This window comes from Mesorhizobium sp. CC13 (assembly GCF_039907765.1).
Classification (GTDB): domain Bacteria; phylum Pseudomonadota; class Alphaproteobacteria; order Rhizobiales; family Rhizobiaceae; genus Aminobacter.
The window spans coordinates 97,241-117,067 of sequence record NZ_JARDJI010000001.1 but is presented as its reverse complement, the minus strand read 5'-3'; the positions used below and the strand labels follow the sequence as shown (position 1 = coordinate 117,067).

The window sequence follows — 19,827 nt, the reverse complement described above, 5'->3', positions numbered from 1 at the left end:
ACGCCCGGCACCGCCGGGCATTCGCATTTTGAAGGTGAGCCGGTCACGCCCTTTCGAGAGCGACCGCTATGCCCTGCCCGACCCCGATGCACATGGTGGCAAGCGCCAGCCTGCCGCCGCGCAGGTTAAGCTCCAGCGCCGCCGTGCCGGCGATGCGGGCGCCCGACATGCCCAGCGGGTGGCCAAGCGCGATCGCGCCGCCGTTCGGGTTCACGTGCTCGGCGTCCTCGGCGATGCCGAGTTCACGAAGCACCGCGATGCCCTGGGAGGCGAATGCCTCGTTGAGTTCGATCACGTCGAAGGCGGAAGGCTGGATGCCGAGCCGCGCGCACAGCTTCTTGGTCGCCGGTGCCGGGCCGATACCCATGACGCGCGGCGCGACACCCGCACTAGCGCCGCCGAGGACGCGGGCGATCGGGGTCAGGCCGTACTTCTTTACCGCCGCCTCGGAGGCGACGATGAGTGCCGCCGCCCCATCGTTGACGCCCGAGGCATTGCCGGCCGTCACCGTGCCGCCCTGGCGGAATGGCGTCGGCAGCTTGGCAAGCGTCTCGATTGTGGTGCCGGCGCGCGGATGCTCGTCCTTGGCAACGACGATCGGATCGCCCTTGCGCTGCGGGATCGTCACCGGGGTGATCTCCTTGCCCAGCCGGCCGTTCTCCTGCGCCGCGACCGCCTTGTTCTGGCTGCGCACGGCAAAGGCGTCCTGGTCGGCGCGGCTGACGGAGAAGTCCTCGGCGACGTTCTCGCCGGTCTCGGGCATCGAATCGACGCCGTATTGCTTCTTCATGACGGGATTGACGAAGCGCCAGCCGATGGTCGTGTCATGGATCTCGGCATGGCGCGAGAACGCAGTCTCCGCCTTGGGCATGACGAAGGGGGCGCGGCTCATGCTTTCGACGCCGCCGGCGATCATCAGTTCGGCCTCGCCGGCCTTGATCGCACGGGCGGCGTAGATCAGCGCGTCCATGCCCGAGCCGCAGAGCCGGTTGATGGTCGTGCCCGGCACCTCGACCGGCAGTCCGGCCAGAAGCAGCGACATGCGCGCCACGTTGCGGTTGTCCTCGCCGGCCTGGTTGGCGCAGCCGAAGACGACGTCGTCGACGGCCGCCCAGTCCACCGAGGCGTTGCGTTCCAGGAGCGCCTTGAGCGGCACCGCGCCAAGGTCGTCGGCGCGGACCGACGACAGCACGCCGCCGAAACGGCCGATGGGGGTGCGGATGTAGTCGCAGATGAAGGCTTCAGCCATCCTTGGATCCTCTCTTGGCGGAAACTGCCTCGCCCTTGTGGGCGGCGTCGGTGCGCGCCTTTAGATCACGCAGCGTCTGCAATTCCAACTGTGTCGGCACTGGCGTTTCCTCCAGCGTATCGGCGAATTTCACCGTCCAGCCGCAGGTCTCCTGGACCTTGTCGCGGGTGACGCCGGGATGCAGCGAAACGACCGTGAATTCCTTGGTCACCGGGTCCGGCTTCCAGATCGCCAGGTCGGTGATCAGCAGCGTCGGCCCCTTGGTGTCAATGCCGAGGCGCCGGCGGTGGTCGCCGCCCTCGCCATGGCCGAAGGAGGTGTAGAAGTCGATCTTCTCGACCATGCCGCGCTTGGACTGCGCCATGGTGATGTAGATCTCCTTCGAGGAGGTCGCGATCTCCGGCGCGCCGCCGCCGCCCGGCAGGCGGGTCTTCGGATGGGCGTAGTCGCCGATGACGGTGGTGTTGATGTTGCCGAACTTGTCGAGCTGGGCAGCGCCGAGGAAGCCGATCGAGATGCGCCCGCCCTGCAGCCAGTAGCGGAACATCTCGGGCACCGAGACGGTGGTGACGGCGGTGTCGCAGAGTTCGCCGTCGCCTATCGACAGCGGCAGCACGTCTGGTGCGGTGCCGATGGTGCCCGATTCATAGATCAGCGTGATGTCCGGCGCATGCGTCAGCCGCGCGACATTGCAGGCGGCCGAGGGCGCGCCGATGCCGACGAAGCAGACGTCGTCGTTCCTGAGCGCGCGCGAGGCGGCGATCGTCATCATTTCGTTGGGGGTGAAGCCGAGCTCGCTCATGCCGCGTTCCTCAGGTGTTCGACGCGCCCGGCAAAGTCGTCGGCGGTCTTTTCGATGACGTTCTTCTGCATCCATGCGGCGAAGCGGTCGCGGTCGGCGGCGATCTCGTCCCATTCGAGATAGGCGGCGTTGTCGCGAATGTAGTAGCCATGGGCGTAGGACGGGTGCGCCCCGCCCGGCACCACCGAGATCGCCGTCACCGACCAGTTGGGCAGCACGGTCAGGTTCGGGTGAAGATCGTCGAAATTGTCGACCACCTCCTCGACGGTCACCACTGCGCGCCTGGCGGCAAGGGCCGCCTCCTTCTGGATGCCGATGATGCCTTCGACCAGCACGTCGCCCTTCCTGTTGGCCTTCTGGGCATGGATGAAGGTGACGTCGGGGCGAACCGCCGGCACCGCCGCCAGCACCTCGCCGGTGAACGGGCATGTCACCGACTTGATGTTCGGGTTGACCCTTGCGAGTTCGGCGCCGCGATAGCCGCGGAAGATGGCGCAAGGCAGACCGGCCGCCCCCGCCTCATAGGCGTTGGCCATGGCGGCATGGCTGTGCTCCTCGATCTCGAGGGCGTGCGGAAAACCGTTCTCGACGGCGTCGCGCAGGCGGCGCAGCAGGCCGACGCCGGGATTGCCGGCATAGGAGAAGATCGCCTTCTTCGCCATGCCCATGCCGATCATCTGGTCGTAGATCAGGTCCGGCGTCATGCGCACCAGCGTCAGATCCTTGAAGCCCTGTCGGATCGCCTCATGCGCGGCGGCCGTGGGAATGAGATGCGTAAAGCCTTCGAAGGCCACGGTGTCGCCGTTGCCGAGGTTTTCGGCGACCGCCCTCGACAAGGGGAGGAATTTGGTCATCGCGTTTCGTCCCAATGGTCAAAAGTTCGTATTGCGAACATTTGTTTTCTATGCGATACATTCTTGGAGCAAGATTGCCGCAGAGTCAAGAACGAGGCTCTGCCCAGCCGGTTTTCGGGGAATGCCGCCATGCGCGACGATGAGAATGGGCGAGACCACGTCACCTCGCTTGAGCGCGGCCTAGCCGTGATGGAGATCCTGGCGGCCAATCCGCGCGGACTGACGCTCACCGAAACGGCCGAGAAGGCCGGGCTGACGCGCGCCGGCGCACGCCGCTTCCTGCTGACGCTTACGGCAACCGGCTACGCCGTTCAGGCCGGCCGCAACTTCTCGCTGTCGCCTAGGCTCTTGGCGCAGGCGCGCATCTGGCTGCACGGCGTGCCGCTATGGACCTTCGCCGAACCCTTCATGAAGGAAACGGCCGCCAAGCTGCACGAGTCCTGCTCGGCCGCGATCCTCTCGGGCGAGGACATGGTCTATGTCGCGCGCGTTCCCGGCCCGCGCATCATCGCCGTCGACCTGCAGGTCGGCGCCCACCTGCCCGCCTTCTGCACCGCCATGGGCCGGGTACTGCTGTCGGGACTTTCCGAGCCGGACCTCGGGGCCTTCCTGGCGCGCGCGGCACTGGAGCGGCGCACGCCGAAGACCGTCACAGACGTGGCGAAGCTCGGCGAGATCATCGCCTCGGTGCGGACGAACGGCTACGCCCTGGTCGACGAGGAACTGGAAATCGGCCTGCGCTCGATCGCCGTGCCCCTGCGCGATCGCTCGGGCGCGATCGTCGCGGCCGTCAACGTCTCGACGCAGTCGACGCGCCACACGCCGGCCGAAATGGAAACGGAGATCCTGCCGATCCTGAAGCAGACCGCGGCGCGGATCAGCGACTTCTTCGTCGGCCAGTGATCAGCAGCGCATTAAGACGATCTCGGCATAGCGCTGGTGCCAGGACTGCGCCTCGTAGAGCCGCGATCAGGCGGCTTCGGCCAGTCCGTTGCGCTTGCCGTTGAGGCGGATCACCGCCTTGATCGGTAGATGGTCCGAGGCGACGCGCGCCAGCGCGCTGTCATGCGCCTCGATGTCGACGAGCAGATTGTGCGGCCGCGCCATCACCCTGTCGAGCGCGAGCACGGGGAAGCGCGACGGGAAGCTCGGCACGACGGCGTGCGTGGGGCCGAAGGCCGGCTCCAGGCTGCGCAGCGACGAGCGCTTGCCCAGCCGCCACTCGTTGAGGTCGCCGACCAGCACCGTGGGCTTGTCGCTATGCAGTTCGGCGGCGGTCAGCAGCGTGCCGGCCTGCAGCTTGCGCGAATGGCGCAGCAGGCCGAAATGCGCGGCGATCACGCGCAGGGGACCGGCGTCGAGTTCGAGATCGACGATGACCGCGCCGCGCGGCTCGGCGCCGGGCAGCACGAGCTGCCGTGCCGAACTCACCGACCCCTTGCGGAACAGCACGACGTTGCCATGCCAGCCGTGGCTCTTGCGCCGCCCGGCCAGCGGAACCGGCATCAGCCCGGTCTCGCGTTCCACTTCGGCCAGGTCCAGCAGGCCCGCGCGGTCGCCGAAACGCTGGTCGGCTTCCTGCAGGGCTATGACGTCGGCGTCGATCTCGGAGATCACCTGCATCGTCCGCCGCGGATCGAAACGGCGGTCCAGCCCGACGCATTTGTGAACGTTGTACGAGGCGATCACGATCTCGCTGAAGCCGGCGTTCTCGTGGGGCTGCTCCGCCGCCCGCTGCGAGGGGGCGTCGATGAGCTGTTCTCCACTGGCCTTTGCGGGACTCTCCAAGCCGTGTCTGCTAACCATCACTCGTCTGGAATCTCTGGGAAATTCGTGGTCACTTGAGGCAGGCGTTGTCGTCGAGTGTAACCTATATGGTCCAAGTGTTCGAGATTTTCCACGTGCGTCACTATGGCCATCCACGATACAGATATTGCGGGCATGCGGCCGCATGGGCCGCCAGGCAGGACGCGGCATGAAACTCCTGGCCATCGTGATCGCCGTGGTGGGGGTTCTGGTCATCGCCTCCCTGCTGGCCGTCTATGCCTACGGGCGCTTTGCCAAGCGTGCACGCGGGGCACCGACCTTCGCCCTGCCAAGGGCACCGGGCGAAACCGAGTTCGATGTGCTGGCCGAGCCGCTTCTGGCCGACCACCCGGGACAAACCGGTCTGGCGCTGCTCTCCAGCAACCTTCACGCCTTTGCGGTCCGGGCCTATCTGGCGCGCCATGCGGCACGCAGCCTCGACCTGCAGTACTACTACTGGAAAGGCGACCTGACCGGGCGCCTGCTCGCCCGCGAAATCCTCGCCGCCGCCGACCGCGGTGTCCGCGTGCGGCTGCTCATTGACGACATCAACACGCGCGGCTTCGACCGCGACTACCTTGCCCTCGACAGCCACCCCAACATCCACCTGCGGCTGTTCAACCCCAGCTGGGCGCGCTCGTTCGGGCTGCAGCGCGGGCTGGAGCTGGCGCTGCGCGCCGTGCGAACCACGCGCCGCATGCACAACAAGGCCTGGATCGCCGACGGCAGGCTGGCCATCGTCGGCGGCCGCAACATCGGCGACGCCTATTTCGACGCCTCGGAAGAGGCCAATTTCCGCGACATGGACCTGCTGATCGTGGGTCCTGCGGTCGACCAGGCCGAAAGCATCTTCGACCGGTACTGGAACAGCGAGGCGGTGCTGCCGATCCGCCCGCTCGCCGGCTTCGCCAGGCCCGACCTTCCGGCCCTAAGGAAGCGCCTCGACCGCGCCGCGACCACCGGCCGGGCGGAGCCCTATCTCCGCCGCATCGCCGAGGAGCGCAGCGAATGGTCGGGCTCCGGCATGGGCCGGCTGCGCTGGAGCGGCGAGGTCGCTGTGGTTTCCGATCCGCCGGAAAAGGCGATGGGCGTCGGCGAGGACGGATGGCTGATCCGGTCGATCGGCCCGGTGCTGCGGTCGGCGGTGCGCGAACTGAGGATCGTCTCGCCCTACTTCATACCGGGCGAGGACGGCACGCGGCAGCTCGCGGCGCTGGCCCGAAGCGGCGTGGCGGTCACGGTGTTGACGAATTCCCTGGCCGCGACCGACGTTGCCGCAGTGCACGGCGCCTATGTCCGCTATCGCAAGACCCTCATCGACCAGGGCGTCGAGATCTTCGAGCTCAAGCCGGACGACGAGCGCACCGACATGTCGCTGTTCGGTTCGAAGGGCGCGAGCCTCCACACCAAGGCTTTCGTCGCGGACGGATCGGCCGGGTTCGTCGGCTCCTTCAACTTCGACCCGCGCTCGGCGTCGCTCAACACCGAGATGGGCGTGCTGTTCCGCCAGGAGCAATTGGCCCGCGAGGTGGAGCAGGTCATCGCCACGCAGACCTCCCCACGGGCCAGCTTCCGGGTGACGGTCGCCGATGGCGCGCTCAGGTGGACCGACATGTCGTCGAACCGGCCGCGCGAGATGAAACACGAGCCGCAGGCCAGCCTGCGGCGGAGGCTCGTCGCCAAGGTCATCGGCTGGCTGCCGATCGAATCGCAGCTGTAGCGCCGCAGGCTCCTCCGGAAGCCCGGGACGCTACCCTCGTTTCCACGGGATCAGGAACTCAACGCTGCCACGACCTGCGCGGCCAGCTGCAGCCCGATCGTCACGATCAAGGCCGCGGCAATCGGCACGCCGAACGGCACGACGCGCCTGCGGTCGAGATGCTCGACATAGACGCGGAACGCCGGCGACGGCAAAAGCATCGGGTTCCTCACCACCATCACGGTGACGATCGCGAAGACCAGCAGGGCGATGGCGAAGACCATGAGATCCGCCCCACCCGACACGAACGGCGCGACTGCCATCAGCTTGACGTCGCCCGCCCCCACCTTCTTGAGCAGCCAGAACGGAAACAGCGCCAGGAAAAGCACCAGCCCTGCCGCCGAGCTGAGGCCGAGGTCCCACCACGAGCCCTGCGCGAGCCCCGCCAGGAACAACGATGCCGCTCCCAGGCAAAGCAAGAGGAGCACGTTGCTGTTGGCGATGCGATGGGTCGTGAAGTCGAGCCTGGCGATCCTGAAGAGCAGTGGGATCGCCAGGAGCTTCATGAGCATCGCGGCGGCCGGCAGCATGTTCAGCGCTCGATGTTCTTGACGCTCGACGAGAGCAGCTTGAGGTTGTTGGCCACCGTCGGATCGTTGGGCGCGATCTCATAGGCTTTGAGGAAGTTGCTGCGCGCCTCCTGCAGCTTGCCGCGCAGCAGATACGAGTAGCCGACATTGTTGTAATATTCGGCGGTCGGGCCGAGATGCTTGACCGCCTGCCGGTAGGCGAGGTCCGACAGGTCGAATCGGCGGATGCGGTCCGTCGATGCCGCAAGCCCCAGCCAGGCGACGCCGTCATTGGGCGCGAGCTGAACGGCCTTGTAGAACAAGGCGCCGGCATTGCCGTAATTCTCCTGCCGAAACTGGTTCTTGGCCTCGGCCATGGCCTGGTCGGAGGCGTAGTATTCGACGTCGGAGACCGTCTTGAGGCCCTGGAAGGCGTCGCCGAACGCGGTGAATTCCGGCGAGACTGGCTCGTTCGTGCGCACCACGCCGTCGTCGAGCGCGCTGCCGGTCTGGCAGCCGGCCAGCGCCGCCCCCATGAAAAGGGCAGCCGCGGCAATCAGGATAGGCCTTGTCATTCTTGTCTCGTCCCCTCGGCGCGCCGGGCGCCATCTGCAATCTTGCCCCTGTCCGCCCGTCCGGTCAAAAGAACACGCCCCTCATGCGGATAATGACTGGCAGCATGATAATCATCAAGACCACCGGGAAGATACAGAGCCCCAAGGGGATCATCATTTTCACCGGCAGCGAATTGGCCTTGTCCTCGGCGCGCAGGATTCGCTGCGTGCGCATCTCGTCGCTGTAGACGCGCAGCGCTTCGGTTAGACTGGTCCCGAGCTCCTCGGACTGGCGAAACAGCACGGCCAGCGACCGCGCCTCGTCGAGGCCCATGCGGTCGGCGAGATCACGCAGCGCATCGCGCAGCGGCTTGCCGGCCCTGAGCTGCAGATTCATGATCGACAGCTGGATGCCGAGCCACTTGTGCGTGCCGGCAAGTTCGCTGCTCACCCGTTCCACCGCCGCCTCGAGACTCATGCCGGCATCGGCGCAGGTGATCATCATGTCCATGAAGTCGGGGAAGCCGATGCGGTACTGGCGCTGCCTGGCGCGCTCGAAGCGGTCGAGCGCGACGCTCGGGACGACGAGGCAGGCAAGCCCGAACAGCGCCGCTCCCGCGAAGGCCACGAAGCCGGGCAATTGCGGCGGCAGCACCCGCGACAGCAGCAGATAGGCGCCGAGGAAGCCAACCGCGACCACCCCGATCCGGCTCAGCATGTAGATCAGCGGCGCGCCCTTCTGGTGGAAGCCGGCGCGGAACAGTCTCAGTTCGAGCGCGTCGGGCTTGCCGCGCTCCTTTTCGAGCGCCCGGAAGTAGGCGTCGACCGGGCGCTGTGCCGCGGCACGCGCCACCTGCTCCTGGGCTGCGAGGGACCGGCGGTCGGTGATCCCGTCGGCAAGCAGGCTGCGGGCGACCATCTTCCGCGTCTGGATGACGGGCAGGATCACCAGTGCACCGAACAGGAACAGCGACGCGGCCGCGGCGAACACCGCCGTCGAGAGCAGAAGACCCGAATTCCCGAAGCTGGAGAGGAGTTCCATGCCAGCCTCCTCAAATCTCGAAATTGACCATGCGGTACATGATGAACACGCCGAGCAGGCACCAGGTGCCAAAGGCCAGGAAGACCGGCAGGATGAGGGGGCTGGTCCAGACGCCACCGTAGTAACTCGGGGAGATCAATTGCAGCAGCAGAAACATCGCGACCGGAAAAAGCGAAATGATCCAGGCCGACACCCGGCCCTCGGCCGAGAGCGCACGTATCTTGAGCCGCAGCTTCTGGCGCTCGCGCAGCACGCGCGCCAGGTTGGACAGGATCTCGGTCAGGTTGCCGCCGGTCTTGGCCTGGATCGACAGCGACACCGACAACAGGTTGAGCCCCTCGAAGCCGACGCGCTGGGCGAGCTTCTTGACCGCCTGCTCGAGGCTGAGCCCAAAGGTGATCTCATCGGCGACGATGCCGAACTCCGTGCCGATCGGGTCCGGCATCTCGCGCGCAACCAGGGCGATGGCGACGGTGGTCGGATGGCCGGCGCGCAGCGAGCGCACGATCATGTCGAGCGCGTCCGGCAGTTGCCTGGCAAACTTCCGGATGCGTTTGTTGCGCGCCCGCCGCAGGACGACCAGCGGCAGAACGAAGGCGACTGTGGCGAAGACGATTGCCCCCAGGGCCGGCGAGAAGGCCATCAGCAGCATGGCCAGCAGCGCCAGTGCCAGCCCGGCAAGCATGAAGACGGCGGCGAAGGCCAGCGGATTGCCGGTGATGCCGGACTGCGTATAGAGCCGGTTGAGCCAGACGATGCCGTAGCTGAAGTCGCCGCTCTCGGTCAGGCCACGCTCGCGCAGCAGTCCCTGCAGCGCCTGCTCGGCCGCCCCCTCCTCGGCCAGGCGCTTCAGCCTGCGGTTGATCGCGCCGGCGGTCGCCCGTCTGCCGGCATAGGAGAGGTAAAAGGTCTCGACAGCCAGGATGGCGGCCGCGGCCACGAGCACGTAGATGACGTAGAGGAGCGTCTGGCCGGTCAGCATCAGAGCGCCACCTGCGGGTTGAAGGCGTCCTTGGCGAAGTGGTGGCCAAGCGTCGCCGCCTCCTGGGCGAAACGCGGCCGGATGCCGGTGGCGCGGAAGTCGCCGACGATCTTGCCGTCCTCGGTCACGTCGCGGCGAACGAAATGGTAGATCTCCTGCAGCTGGATGACGTTGCCTTCCATGCCGGTCAGTTCCGAGATCGAGATCACCCGCCTGCCGCCGTCGGACAGGCGCTGGGTCTGGACGATGATGTCGATGGCAGAGGCGATCTGGGCGCGGATGGATTCGGCCGTCATCGGCATGCCGGCCATGCCGACCATCTGTTCGAGGCGCGACAGCGCATCGCGCGGCGTGTTCGCGTGGATCGTGGTCATCGATCCCTCGTGGCCGGTGTTCATCGCCTGCAGCATGTCGAAGGCTTCTTCGCCGCGCACCTCGCCGACGATGATGCGGTCGGGGCGCATGCGCAGCGCGTTCTTGACCAGCTCGCGCTGGCGCACCTCGCCCTTGCCCTCGACGTTGGGTGGCCGCGTCTCCAGCCGGCCGACATGCGGCTGCTGCAGCTGCAGCTCGGCCGCGTCCTCGATGGTGATCAGCCGCTCGCGATGCGAGATGTAGCTCGACAGTGCGTTGAGCAGCGTGGTCTTGCCGCTGCCGGTGCCGCCCGAGACCAGGATCGACTTGCGCGACCGCACAGCAATCTTGAGCATGTCGATCATCGGCGGGCGGATAGAGTTGAACTCGATCAGGCGCTCCAGAGAATAGGGATGTTTGGAGAATTTGCGGATCGATACCAGCGGCCCGTCGACCGAGATTGGACGCACGGCCACGTTGACGCGGGACCCGTCCTCCAGGCGAGCGTCCACCATCGGATAGGATTCATCGACCCGGCGGCCGATCGCCGAGACGATCTTGTTGATGACCCGCAACAGATGCGCCTCGTCGCGGAAGCGGATCGGCGTCTCTTCGAGCACGCCGCGGCGCTCGATGAACACACGCCTGTGTGTGTTGATCAGGATGTCGGCGATGGAATCGTCCTTGAGCAGCGGCTCGATCGGGCCGAGGCCCAGCATCTCGTCGGCCGTGTCGCTCGTCAGCTGGTCGAGCTCGCGGGCGTTGAAGGGCAGGTTCCTGTTGCGCACGAACTCGCGCACGATCGGCCGGATCTCGTTGAGGATCTCGTCCTTCGAGGCGGTGTCGAGCGCGGCCAGGTTGAACCGCTCGATCAGATGGCTGTGGATCTCGACCTTGAGCGCCAGCAGGCGGTCCGCCTCGCCGTCCGCATCTTCAGGGGCCGCAACGACATGGACCGCCACTTCAGGGACGGGTGTTGCGACCTGGGGAACGGCAGTGCCGTTCGATCTGGTAAAGCGTCCGAGCATGACTACGCCTCACTCCTTATGCCCGGCACCTGCGACCCGCGTGGATCGCGGTCCAAGCCAATCTCCGCCTTGGACGGCGGCCGAAGAGGAGGCCATTTGCGAGAATGCGACGGTAACTGCGTCCCCCGAAAAGGACAGCGCCACCCGGGCACCTGCCTCGCTTCCGAACCCTGCGATTTCCCCACCGCCCGCGTCCTTAAGCTCGTGGTAAATTATTTGCTAACCGACCCCCGCGCAAGCGCGACAGCCGGACACGCCCTGGTTTACTTGGTCTATAGTTAAGAACTGTCGCACGGCGATCCCTTTACTTGTCATAGGTTCACATGCTTTTGTATGAGTATCGCATACGACAGCGCACGCACCCCTCACAAACCCCGCCACCATGCGCAAAAACCTCTGCATAACAGGGCAATATAACGGTTTATGCAACACACCTAATATGATCAGGTCTTAGCCCGACAATACCCCTATATGGTTAAGGATGCGCTAAAATATCATCAATTCATAAGGTTAGGCTTGCCGGAATGAGGCGATTTTGCGGCCTTCCATGTATTGCTGGGTTAAGGAACCGTTAAAATGGTTTGACTTGCCGAAACAGCGGTCCCTAGCATCGTGAGTGACGGGGGATGCTTGGGTATGGATTTCATCCTTTGCTCGTCTCGTCGGGTTGAAACTCCAGTGGGGAGAAATTGGCATGAACAAGCTCATGACGATGGCCCGGCAGTTCCGCGACGATGAAGACGGCGCTGCCATGGTCGAATACGCAATCCTGATCGGCATCATCGCGGCTGCCGCGATCGGCTTCATCATCGGCATTGGCGGATGGGTCACCGGCCGGTTCACCGATCTTTGCGCCGACCTCAACGCGGCGCCTGGTACCTGCGCCGACGGCTCCGGCACCTGACGAAAACGAAGTCTGGTCCGGTCCGTCGAGGTCCGGACCAGACTCCCTCGACGAAAGGGCATCGATCGGGCAGGATCGCCTGATCGAATTTGACGGGCGGGACGGACATGCGTGCGAATTCGATCATCATGATTGTTCTGGCCGGCATCTTCGGCGTACTTGCCGTGGTGCTCGCCAACATGTGGCTGGCCAACCAGCGCAACCAGATGGCCAGCGCCAGCGAAGTTCCGGAATCGACAATCGTCGTTGCCACGGTGGCGCTCAAGTTCGGCGACCAGATTACCGCCGACAAGATGCGCCAGATCCCCTGGCCGGCAGGGTCGATCCCGGCAGGCGCCTTCAAGACTGCCGACGAGGTGCTCGTCAAGGAAGGCAGTCGCCAGGCACTGCAGGCGATCGGCGTCAACGAACCCATTCTCTCAAGCAAGATCACCGGCCCAGGCCAGCGCGCGACGCTGTCGGCCGTGCTTGCCGACGGCATGAAGGCCGTCTCCATCCGCGTCAACGACGTGCTCGGCGTCGCCGGCTTCGTCTTCCCGGGCGACCGTGTCGACGTGCTGCTGACCCGCAACGTGCGCAATGCCGACGGCTCCGACCAGAGCTTCGTCGACGTGCTGTTGCAGAGCATCAAGGTGCTCGCCGTCGACCAGGTTGCCGACGAGACCAAGGAGAACCCGACCGTCGTGAAGGCGGTGACGCTCGAGGTCAGCACCAAGGACGCGCAGAAACTGACGCTGGCCGCCGGCGCTGGTCAGCTGTCGCTGGCGTTGCGCCAGGTGGCGGCAAACCAGGGCGAGGACACGGCTCGCATCACCCTTTCGGATCTCACCGGCGACACGCCGCAGGATGTCGCCGCCCGCCAGGCGGATCTCGAACGCCAGGCCGCACTCGAAGCCGAGCGCAAGCGCAACGACGAACGTCTCGACGGCTTGCAGAAGGCAGTAGAGAATGTCGGCAGCCGGCTCGAAGAAATCGGCAAGGCAAAGCCCTCCACAGATGCGAAAGAGGTCGTTAAGGAAGTGGTAAAATACGTGCAGCCCGAATCACCCACTTATGCGACAGTGGGTGTGTTCAGGGGCACCGAACGCGTGACTTACGATGTGCCGCGGACGAATTGAGGGGAAGAGATTTCGCCGCGGCAATGATGTAAGCTTGATCGACTGACGCATAGCCAGAGGGGATGGAGTACATGCGAGGATTTTGTGCGGCGTTACTTGCGGCGGCACTGGCGATCGCCGCCCCACCCTCTCTGATCCCGGCCGCGGCCGGCGCGGCCGACCGGAACATAGACGTTTCCAGCCCGCGCGTTCACCGCATCTTCCTGCCGATGTCGCAGTCGGTGACCATCCAGGTGAACCAGAATCTCGGCGACATGGTCGTGGCCGACAACAAGATCGCCGACGCCCAGCCGATGACCGACCGCACGCTTTATGTCATCGGCAAGGGCGCAGGTACCACCTCGATCAACCTGTTTTCGGAAGACCGCCGTTCGCTCGGCGTCATCGAGGTCGAGGTCGGCGTCGACATCGACGACATGGCGGCCGCCGTCCGCCAGGTGGCGCCGCGCTCGCGCGTGACCATCGGCTCGGTCAACGGCAAGGTGCGCCTCGGCGGCCGCGTCAAGGACGGCGCCCAGCTCGCCGAGATCCTGCAGGTCGCCCAGCAATACAGCCCTGAGCCGATCATCAACGCCATCCAGGTCGACGACAGCCAGCAGGTCAATCTGGAAGTCCGGGTGCTGGAAGTGTCGCGCAACGCCGGGCGGGAGCTGGGCGTTTCGATGCGGGCGAAGAGCGATGGGTCGGATACCGGCAACGGCTTTGCCTCGGGGCCGGCATCCGCTGCGGCCCTGTTCGCCACCGGCAATGCCCCCTTTGCCTCGCTGATCGCGCGCGTCATCGATGCCGGCGTCAACGTCGACGTCATGATCCGCGCGCTGGAGGACAAGCGCCTGGCGCGGCGTCTCGCCGAGCCGAACCTGACTGCCCTATCGGGCGAGGAGGCGAGCTTCCTTGCCGGCGGCGAAGTGCCGATCCCGGTGCAGCAGGAAGAGAACAAGGTCACGGTCGAGTTCAAGGAATTCGGCGTCAAGCTGCGCTTCACCCCCATCGTGCTCGAGGACAGCAAGATCAACCTCAGGCTTGCCCCGGAGGTCAGCGAGGTCGACCCGACAGTCTCGATCCGTGTCAACGACCTCGACATTCCCGCCTTCAGCACGCGCAAGGCCACGACGGTGGTCGAACTGCGCGACGGCCAGAGCTTCGCCATCGCCGGCTTGCTGCAGTCGAGCAACCGCAAGGTCCAGAGCCAGGTGCCGTGGATCGGCCAGGTGCCGATCATCGGCGCGCTGTTCCGCTCGTCGAGCTACATCAAGAACGAGACCGACCTGGTCATCATCGTGACGCCGCGGCTGGTGCGCCCTGTGAAGCCCGGCCAGCAGCTGGCGACGCCGCTCGACAAGACGAAGCCGACCAACGATCCGGAATTCTTCCTCATGGGCCAGCTCGAAGTGTCGAAGGACATGGTGCGCGCCTACGAGCTCGGCAGCGGCGTGACCGGCCCCTACGGCCACATGCTCGACGTCAAATCCAAGGACAAGATGATCTATGTCAAGAAATAGCACCCTGTCCCTGATTGCCATCGCCGGGCTGCTCTCGGGCTGCGCCGACTATCTCAACCGCTACGACACGGTGACGCTGGCGGCCGGCGACACGCAGAAGCACAACATGCTTCTGCAGACCGCCGACCCCTTCAATCCGGCCGCGCGCAACAACCGCATTCCGACCAGCGGTGCGCGCACCGACACGGTCATGAAGCGATATCTCATTCCGCCGCCACCCACGGCGTCGCAGAACGTCACCATCAATGTGGGGGCCGGCTCAGGCAGTTAAGGAGAAGGATGCGGCGCCAAGTGGTGCCGGGCGTGCGAGGCGGCCGGCACAACGAACAGGCTGAGAGTTTTCGCCATGTTGCGGACACTTCGCGCATTCTGGCAGGACCAGGACGGCATCGCCCTCATCCTCGTCAGCATCATGCTGCCGGTCATCATCGGCTTTTCGCTGCTCGTCATCGACATGAGCCGCGCCAGCACCCTGCACAACGACCTGCAGAAGGCAGCCGATTCCTTTGCCCTCGCCGCCGGGGCCGAGCTTGACGGAACCGCCGGTGCCTGGGCCCGCGCCGAGCGCGCCATGGCGACACTCGTCCAGAACCAGAGCTATTTCTCGACCGCGGGCGTGACCACGCTGACGGCCGGCCAGCCGGGCGGCACGCTCAACTGCAACAGCGCCGGCAGCATCTCGTGGTGCTTCCTCAAGAGCCTGCCGACGAACGATAGTGACCAGGTGGCCTTGACTGACCGCGCGGATTCAAATCCGACAATTGGAGAAGGCCAGACCCGGTTTATCCAGGTCACGGTCACCCCGACCGCCTTCAGCACCATCTTCCCGGCATCGTTCCTGACCGGCGACACCGCCGACGACGGCTTCAACGTCGGCGCCCGCGCGGTCGCAGGCTTCACCTCGGGTGTCTGCGACTTCACACCCGTCTACATCTGCAATCCCTATGAGAATAGCGCCTCGGAAACACTCTACGATGTAGTTGCCGACCCCGCGAAGCGACGCCGCCTGATCGAGTTGCGCCAGCAGGGTGGAGCTTCCGCCCAGAATTCTCCGGGCAACTATGGCTTCCTGCAGCCTCCCGACGGCTCCGGCGGCGCCAACGCGATCCGCGACATGATCGCAAAGGTGAAGTCCGCTGCCTGCTACAATGAACGGGGCGTGCTGCTGCGGCCCGGCTTCATTGCAACCGTGCGTGACGCGCTGAACGTTCGCTTCGACGTTTACGATGGCCCGATGAATGGCAATAAGAATGATGTGAATTTCGCTCCTGCCAAGAACGTCAGGAAAGGCTACCAACCTGCGGCCAATGCCTGCAACGCGGCACCCGTCAGCCCGGCACAGCCGACAAACTACCAGTCGCTGCCCCGTGACAGCTGCTTTGCGACCGGGACTTGCACGATCGCCAACGGTCGTGTCGGCAATGGCGACTGGGACTTCGACGGATACTGGAACGCCAACTTCGCCACGACGGTAAATCCGGTCACGGTGTCGAAGCCCAAGGGCGCCGATGGTGTAAACCTTGCGAGCAATACAAACGAGCCGACCCGCTACGAACTTTACAGATACGAACTCTCGCAAGGGATCGTGAGCCATCCTTCGAATGGCGGTGAGATAGGTGCCCCAGCCTGCTCGCCAAACAGCGTCGCCGACCCCGACAGGCGGATCCTGTATGGAGCGATCCTCAACTGCCAGGCGCTGGCCGCCGCCGGCTTGATGAGCGGCGGCAATTCGTCACCGCCGCTGCCGGTCGAGGCCTTCGGCAGTTTCTTCATCACGGAGACCGTCGAGAGCGGACCGGATCAGATTATCCGTGTGGAACTCGTCGACATCACCGGCCGCGGCGGCCAGGGCACGCTCGACAATTTCCTGCGCGACGAAGTCCAGCTCTATCGGTGACGGCGATGTTCGACGCGCTCAAAGCCCTGAGGGACCGTTTCCGCCGCGACGAGCGCGGCACCACGCTCGTCGAGATGGCGCTGATCGCACCGCTGATGGTGACGCTGGGGGCCGGCGTGTTCGAGTTCGGCAACATGATCCACCAGAAGCTCCTGATGCAGGCCGGTCTCAACGATGCCGCCCGCTTCGCCGCGCGCTGCAACAGCCAGCTCTATGCCCAGGCCAGTCTCACCATCGACTGCGCCGACATCGCCACCAACATCGCCGTCTTCGGCAACGCGGCCGGCACCGGCCCGGCCCGGGTCACCGGCTGGGCCAAGGCCGACGTCACGGTGCAGATCGCCAATGCCGGCAGCTGCCACGACGCGGTCGTCGCCGGCGTCACCCAGTATCGTTCCGTCACGACCCAGGTCTGCATCGTCCGGGCATCCAGCGACAAGGTCTATGCCGATCTCGGCATGCTTGCGCTCCTCGGCCTGGGGCCGATCACGCTGCACAGCGCACATGAGGAGCGGTTGATCCGGTTCTGACCATGCTGAAGTGCTTCGCCACGTCAGAAAAGGGTGCGGCCATGGTCGAGGCGGCCATCGCCATGACGCTGCTCTTTCTGCTGACGCTCGGCTTCGTCGACTTCGGCAACGCCTTCTACCAGTGGAACGCGGCCGACAAGGCGGTGCAGTATGGCGCGCGCCTCGCCTCGATCTCCGACCCGGTGGCGACCGGCCTGGCCGCCGCCGCCCCGACCACGACGCCCGGCGCACCCGTGGTCGCCGGCGCCTATGCGCCCTTCGTCTGCAGTTACACGGCCGGCGTCGGCTCGTGCAGCAGCGGCGGGTTCAGCGCTACCAGTTTCAGCCGCATCTTCCGCGGCGATACGAGCTTCAGCGATAGCGACGACTGCCCTATCCGCACCGGCTCGCAGAGGCCGGGCATGTGCCACTTCTTCCCCTTCCTCACCCGCGCCAACGTGGTCGTGACCTATTCCGCCACCGGTCTCGGCTACCAGACGCGGCAGGGAGGCCCGGTGCCGACCATCACCGTCAGACTCCGCAACGTCAATTTCCAGTTCTTCTTCCTCAGCGGCCTCCTGGGCTTCGGCAACATCGCCATGCCCTCGATGCTGAGCACGGTAACCGGCGAAGATATGAAGAGCACAGCGCCATGAACGCCATCGATCAGAAGGTCCTTCCCACCCGCCGCAAGCAGATCGCGCTCTTCTCGGCCGATCCCAACTTCAAGCGCGAAATCGCCGCGAGGCTGGACGCGCTCGCCATCTACGAAGTGCATGTGGCCGAACCCGAGGCCTTCCTCAAGGGGGCCGTGCCCGGCTCGCGCCCCAGCATCATCATCCTCGACGTCGGCGACGGCGACATGTTGGCCAGTGCCGGGCTGGTCGAGGCGCGGGCCTCCTGGCCGTCGGTGCCGGTGATCGCGGTCTCGGGAGAATTGAAGCCGGAGCTGATGCGCAATCTCGTCCGGCTCAACACCTCCGACTGGCTGCGCAAGCCGCTCGACGGCAAGGAACTGATCAACGCCGTCACCTTCCACGACAGCGGCAGCCTTGCCGCCAGGAGCCGCATCGTCACCTTCATCGCGGCCAGCGGCGGCGCCGGCGCCACCACCCTCGCCATCGCCGGCGCCGAGCATCTCGCCGGCAAGTCGGCCGAGCGTGCCGCCGCCACCTGCCTCGTCGATCTCGACTTCCAGAACGCCAACTGCGGCGCCTACCTCAACCTGTTCAGCAAGTTCGACCTCGGCGGCATCATCGCCCAGCCGGAACGGCTCGACGTCGAGCTCATGGACGTCGTCAAGCTCAGCCGTCCGCGCGGCCTCACCATCTATTCGTTCGAGAGGCCGGAGATCCCCTTCGACCCGCATGGCGCCGAATTCGTCTTCAAGCTGCTCGACCTCGTCGCCTACCGTTTCGACGACATCGTCATCGACCTGCCCAATCTCGAGACGCCATGGCAGAATTCGGTGCTGTCCAACAGCGACGAAGTGTTCATCGTCTTCGAGCTCAATCTGGCGTCGTTGCGCCAGGCCAAGCGGCTTTACGGCAAGATCCGCGAATTGCGCGGCAACGGGGCGAGCGTGACGCTGGTCGCCAACAAGCAGAAGCGCAAGTGGTTCGGCAACCACTTCTCGCGCAAGGAGCTGGAAAAGGTGTTCAAGGCTCCCAACATCAAATCGATCAGCCTCGACCAAGCCCTGCTGACCGACTCGCTCAATCGTGCCATTCTGCCTTCCGAGGTGGACGCGCGGGCGCGATTCAACAAGGAGGTCAAGGCGATGTTCCGTGATCGGCTGGATGGCAATGCGGGCTAGGCGACCCGGCGCGCCGCTGCTGCGCCGAACGCGCATCGCGGGTCTTGTGCTTCTCGCAGGCCTGGCCTCCGCCGCTGCGGCGCAGGCCGCAAGCGGCGACGGGCGCCCGCCCGTGCCGGCAATGGGCCCCAGCCTGCGCAGCGCGGTCGACTTCCGCAGCGGCGAAAGCATAGGCACGATCGTCATCCGCAAGAACGAGAAGGCGCTGTACCTGGTCACCGCCCCGAGCAAGGCGCTGCGCTACCGGATCAGCGTCGGCCGCGACGGTTTCGGCTGGACGGGCACGGTCAAGGTCGGCGCCAAGAAGGAATGGCCCGAGTGGCGCCCTCCCGCCCAGATGCGCGGCCGCCAGGCGGGCCTGCCGGAATTCGTCCCCGCCGGTCCCTACAATCCGCTCGGCGCGCGGGCCCTCTACCTCTACCGCCAGGGCAAGGACACGCTCTATCGCATCCACGGCACCAACGACCCGAAGGGCGTCGGTTTCGACGGCACCTCCGGGTGCTTCCGATTGACCAACACCGACGTGGTCGACCTCTTCAGGCGCGTTCCCGTCGGCGCAAAGGTGATTGTCGAATGACCACCATCATCGATCCCGAAGTGCCCTCCATCGGCGCTGCCGATGCCATGCTGGATAGCGAGACGAGCACGTCGCGCTTCATCGTCTTTGCCGGCGTGGTGGCGGTGGTCATGACGCTGCTCAACCTTGCGGCGACAGTGTATTTCTTCCGCAGCATGGGCGAGTTGCGCGCCGCCGAGCAGCAGCTGGAGCGGCTTGCCGACTTCGAGGCCCGCATCATCGCCAAGATCGACCAGCTCAACACCGGCGTTCAAAGCCGTTTCGAGGACCTCGATGGCGATCTGCAGGGCCACTTCAACGATCTGATCGACCGCGTCGGCAAGCTCGAGCGGACCCCCGGCAACGCAACCGCCATGGCGCCGTCGCCCGAGCCCGTGCCAACCGAGATGGCGCCGCAGGTCGCGCCGCTCGAGGAGACGCCGCCGGAACTGGAAGCGGCGACGGACCCAGTCGCAGCACCGCGCCCGCCACGGCGGGCGTCGATGCCGTCTCCGAGTGCCGCCTATCAGCGGCTCGAGACCGCGGAAGGCAAGGTCTACTATCGCAAGGTCAAGTAGCGCCGATC

At 65.5% G+C, this 19,827-nt stretch carries 21 protein-coding genes; 12 read left to right on the top strand and 9 right to left on the bottom strand.

The features are described 5' to 3' along the window. Window positions 1–43: 43 nt before the first annotated feature. From pcaF to PV773_RS00580, 3 genes are read right to left on the bottom strand one after another with little or no spacing between them, the layout of a single operon-like run. Complete coding sequence (gene pcaF, locus PV773_RS00590; RefSeq protein ID WP_347964464.1) at window positions 44–1,249, bottom strand: 3-oxoadipyl-CoA thiolase; 1,206 nt, start codon at window positions 1,247–1,249, stop codon at window positions 44–46. Continuing rightward, window positions 1,242–2,051, bottom strand: a complete 810-nt coding sequence (locus PV773_RS00585) for a CoA-transferase subunit beta (protein ID WP_347964463.1) — start codon at window positions 2,049–2,051, stop codon at window positions 1,242–1,244. The genes pcaF and PV773_RS00585 overlap by 8 nt, the downstream gene beginning before the upstream one ends. Further along, on the bottom strand, window positions 2,048–2,905 hold the full coding sequence (locus tag PV773_RS00580) for a CoA-transferase (protein WP_347964462.1): 858 nt from the start codon (window positions 2,903–2,905) through the stop codon (window positions 2,048–2,050). The genes PV773_RS00585 and PV773_RS00580 overlap by 4 nt, the downstream gene beginning before the upstream one ends. A gap of 129 nt (window positions 2,906–3,034) precedes the next feature. On the opposite strand from PV773_RS00580, the gene PV773_RS00575 reads away from it, so the two are divergent. Continuing rightward, window positions 3,035–3,808, top strand: a complete 774-nt coding sequence (locus PV773_RS00575; protein WP_347964461.1) for an IclR family transcriptional regulator C-terminal domain-containing protein — start codon at window positions 3,035–3,037, stop codon at window positions 3,806–3,808. 66 nt (window positions 3,809–3,874) lie between these two features. Here PV773_RS00575 and PV773_RS00570 read toward each other — a convergent pair whose 3' ends face one another. Then, window positions 3,875–4,693 carry an endonuclease/exonuclease/phosphatase family protein gene (locus PV773_RS00570; protein WP_347964460.1) on the bottom strand — a complete coding sequence of 273 codons (819 nt, stop codon included), beginning with the start codon at window positions 4,691–4,693 and terminating at the stop codon, window positions 3,875–3,877. A gap of 187 nt (window positions 4,694–4,880) precedes the next feature. Here PV773_RS00570 and PV773_RS00565 point away from each other — a divergent pair, with 187 nt between their 5' ends. Next, the gene (locus PV773_RS00565; protein ID WP_347964459.1) at window positions 4,881–6,431 is read left to right on the top strand and encodes a phospholipase D family protein; all 1,551 of its coding nucleotides are present in this window, start codon (window positions 4,881–4,883) and stop codon (window positions 6,429–6,431) included. A gap of 50 nt (window positions 6,432–6,481) precedes the next feature. On the opposite strand, the gene PV773_RS00560 is transcribed toward PV773_RS00565, so the two are convergent. The 5 genes from PV773_RS00560 to PV773_RS00540 all read right to left on the bottom strand — a co-directional run bounded on the left by PV773_RS00560 (window position 6,482) and on the right by PV773_RS00540 (window position 10,939). After that, complete coding sequence (locus tag PV773_RS00560) at window positions 6,482–7,000, bottom strand: prepilin peptidase (protein ID WP_347964458.1); 519 nt, start codon at window positions 6,998–7,000, stop codon at window positions 6,482–6,484. Between the two features lie 2 nt (window positions 7,001–7,002). After that, a complete protein-coding gene (locus PV773_RS00555) occupies window positions 7,003–7,554 on the bottom strand; it encodes a tetratricopeptide repeat protein (protein WP_347964457.1) in 552 nt (183 codons plus the stop codon). Between the two features lie 64 nt (window positions 7,555–7,618). Next, window positions 7,619–8,575, bottom strand: coding sequence for a type II secretion system F family protein (locus tag PV773_RS00550; protein WP_347964456.1), 957 nt, complete (start codon window positions 8,573–8,575; stop codon window positions 7,619–7,621). Window positions 8,576–8,585: 10 nt separating this feature from the next. Then, entirely contained in the window at window positions 8,586–9,557 is a 972-nt protein-coding gene (locus PV773_RS00545) for a type II secretion system F family protein (protein WP_347964455.1), read from the bottom strand. Next, window positions 9,557–10,939 (bottom strand): CpaF family protein, encoded by a 1,383-nt coding sequence (locus tag PV773_RS00540; protein WP_347964454.1) that lies wholly within the window; start codon window positions 10,937–10,939, stop codon window positions 9,557–9,559. Before PV773_RS00540 ends, PV773_RS00545 begins: the two co-directional genes overlap by 1 nt. Before the next feature lie 694 nt (window positions 10,940–11,633). Between PV773_RS00540 and PV773_RS00535 the strand changes: the two genes are divergently transcribed. The 10 genes from PV773_RS00535 to PV773_RS00490 all read left to right on the top strand — a co-directional run bounded on the left by PV773_RS00535 (window position 11,634) and on the right by PV773_RS00490 (window position 19,819). Beyond that, a complete protein-coding gene (locus PV773_RS00535; RefSeq protein ID WP_347964453.1) occupies window positions 11,634–11,843 on the top strand; it encodes a Flp family type IVb pilin in 210 nt (69 codons plus the stop codon). Between the two features lie 107 nt (window positions 11,844–11,950). Next, a complete protein-coding gene (cpaB, locus tag PV773_RS00530; RefSeq protein WP_347964452.1) occupies window positions 11,951–12,961 on the top strand; it encodes a Flp pilus assembly protein CpaB in 1,011 nt (336 codons plus the stop codon). Between the two features lie 71 nt (window positions 12,962–13,032). Then, entirely contained in the window at window positions 13,033–14,463 is a 1,431-nt protein-coding gene (locus PV773_RS00525; protein ID WP_347964451.1) for a type II and III secretion system protein family protein, read from the top strand. Beyond that, entirely contained in the window at window positions 14,450–14,734 is a 285-nt protein-coding gene (locus PV773_RS00520; RefSeq protein ID WP_347964450.1) for a hypothetical protein, read from the top strand. Before PV773_RS00525 ends, PV773_RS00520 begins: the two co-directional genes overlap by 14 nt. Window positions 14,735–14,809: 75 nt before the next feature. Further along, window positions 14,810–16,360 (top strand): TadE/TadG family type IV pilus assembly protein, encoded by a 1,551-nt coding sequence (locus PV773_RS00515; protein ID WP_347964449.1) that lies wholly within the window; start codon window positions 14,810–14,812, stop codon window positions 16,358–16,360. A gap of 5 nt (window positions 16,361–16,365) precedes the next feature. Beyond that, window positions 16,366–16,890 carry a TadE/TadG family type IV pilus assembly protein gene (locus PV773_RS00510; protein ID WP_347964448.1) on the top strand — a complete coding sequence of 175 codons (525 nt, stop codon included), beginning with the start codon at window positions 16,366–16,368 and terminating at the stop codon, window positions 16,888–16,890. A gap of 2 nt (window positions 16,891–16,892) precedes the next feature. Further along, entirely contained in the window at window positions 16,893–17,525 is a 633-nt protein-coding gene (locus PV773_RS00505) for a TadE/TadG family type IV pilus assembly protein (protein ID WP_347964447.1), read from the top strand. Beyond that, on the top strand, window positions 17,522–18,685 hold the full coding sequence (locus PV773_RS00500) for a pilus assembly protein (protein ID WP_347964446.1): 1,164 nt from the start codon (window positions 17,522–17,524) through the stop codon (window positions 18,683–18,685). Before PV773_RS00505 ends, PV773_RS00500 begins: the two co-directional genes overlap by 4 nt. Continuing rightward, window positions 18,675–19,262 (top strand): L,D-transpeptidase, encoded by a 588-nt coding sequence (locus PV773_RS00495; RefSeq protein WP_347964445.1) that lies wholly within the window; start codon window positions 18,675–18,677, stop codon window positions 19,260–19,262. The genes PV773_RS00500 and PV773_RS00495 overlap by 11 nt, the downstream gene beginning before the upstream one ends. Beyond that, window positions 19,259–19,819 (top strand): hypothetical protein, encoded by a 561-nt coding sequence (locus tag PV773_RS00490; RefSeq protein WP_347964444.1) that lies wholly within the window; start codon window positions 19,259–19,261, stop codon window positions 19,817–19,819. Before PV773_RS00495 ends, PV773_RS00490 begins: the two co-directional genes overlap by 4 nt. Window positions 19,820–19,827: the final 8 nt, after the last annotated feature.

What these genes read in the sequence shown, in the direction of transcription:
- pcaF (WP_347964464.1), bottom strand. Translation starts at nt 1,249, where the DNA reads ATGGCTGAAGCCTTCATCTGCGACTACATCCGCACCCCCATCGGCCGT.
- PV773_RS00585 (WP_347964463.1), bottom strand. Translation starts at nt 2,051, where the DNA reads ATGAGCGAGCTCGGCTTCACCCCCAACGAAATGATGACGATCGCCGCC.
- PV773_RS00580 (WP_347964462.1), bottom strand. Translation starts at nt 2,905, where the DNA reads ATGACCAAATTCCTCCCCTTGTCGAGGGCGGTCGCCGAAAACCTCGGC.
- PV773_RS00575 (WP_347964461.1), top strand. Translation starts at nt 3,035, where the DNA reads ATGCGCGACGATGAGAATGGGCGAGACCACGTCACCTCGCTTGAGCGC.
- PV773_RS00565 (WP_347964459.1), top strand. Translation starts at nt 4,881, where the DNA reads ATGAAACTCCTGGCCATCGTGATCGCCGTGGTGGGGGTTCTGGTCATC.
- PV773_RS00560 (WP_347964458.1), bottom strand. Translation starts at nt 7,000, where the DNA reads ATGCTGCCGGCCGCCGCGATGCTCATGAAGCTCCTGGCGATCCCACTG.
- PV773_RS00555 (WP_347964457.1), bottom strand. Translation starts at nt 7,554, where the DNA reads ATGACAAGGCCTATCCTGATTGCCGCGGCTGCCCTTTTCATGGGGGCG.
- PV773_RS00550 (WP_347964456.1), bottom strand. Translation starts at nt 8,575, where the DNA reads ATGGAACTCCTCTCCAGCTTCGGGAATTCGGGTCTTCTGCTCTCGACG.
- PV773_RS00545 (WP_347964455.1), bottom strand. Translation starts at nt 9,557, where the DNA reads ATGCTGACCGGCCAGACGCTCCTCTACGTCATCTACGTGCTCGTGGCC.
- PV773_RS00540 (WP_347964454.1), bottom strand. Translation starts at nt 10,939, where the DNA reads ATGCTCGGACGCTTTACCAGATCGAACGGCACTGCCGTTCCCCAGGTC.
- PV773_RS00535 (WP_347964453.1), top strand. Translation starts at nt 11,634, where the DNA reads ATGAACAAGCTCATGACGATGGCCCGGCAGTTCCGCGACGATGAAGAC.
- cpaB (WP_347964452.1), top strand. Translation starts at nt 11,951, where the DNA reads ATGCGTGCGAATTCGATCATCATGATTGTTCTGGCCGGCATCTTCGGC.
- PV773_RS00525 (WP_347964451.1), top strand. Translation starts at nt 13,033, where the DNA reads ATGCGAGGATTTTGTGCGGCGTTACTTGCGGCGGCACTGGCGATCGCC.
- PV773_RS00520 (WP_347964450.1), top strand. Translation starts at nt 14,450, where the DNA reads ATGTCAAGAAATAGCACCCTGTCCCTGATTGCCATCGCCGGGCTGCTC.
- PV773_RS00515 (WP_347964449.1), top strand. Translation starts at nt 14,810, where the DNA reads ATGTTGCGGACACTTCGCGCATTCTGGCAGGACCAGGACGGCATCGCC.
- PV773_RS00510 (WP_347964448.1), top strand. Translation starts at nt 16,366, where the DNA reads ATGTTCGACGCGCTCAAAGCCCTGAGGGACCGTTTCCGCCGCGACGAG.
- PV773_RS00505 (WP_347964447.1), top strand. Translation starts at nt 16,893, where the DNA reads ATGCTGAAGTGCTTCGCCACGTCAGAAAAGGGTGCGGCCATGGTCGAG.
- PV773_RS00500 (WP_347964446.1), top strand. Translation starts at nt 17,522, where the DNA reads ATGAACGCCATCGATCAGAAGGTCCTTCCCACCCGCCGCAAGCAGATC.
- PV773_RS00495 (WP_347964445.1), top strand. Translation starts at nt 18,675, where the DNA reads ATGCGGGCTAGGCGACCCGGCGCGCCGCTGCTGCGCCGAACGCGCATC.
- PV773_RS00490 (WP_347964444.1), top strand. Translation starts at nt 19,259, where the DNA reads ATGACCACCATCATCGATCCCGAAGTGCCCTCCATCGGCGCTGCCGAT.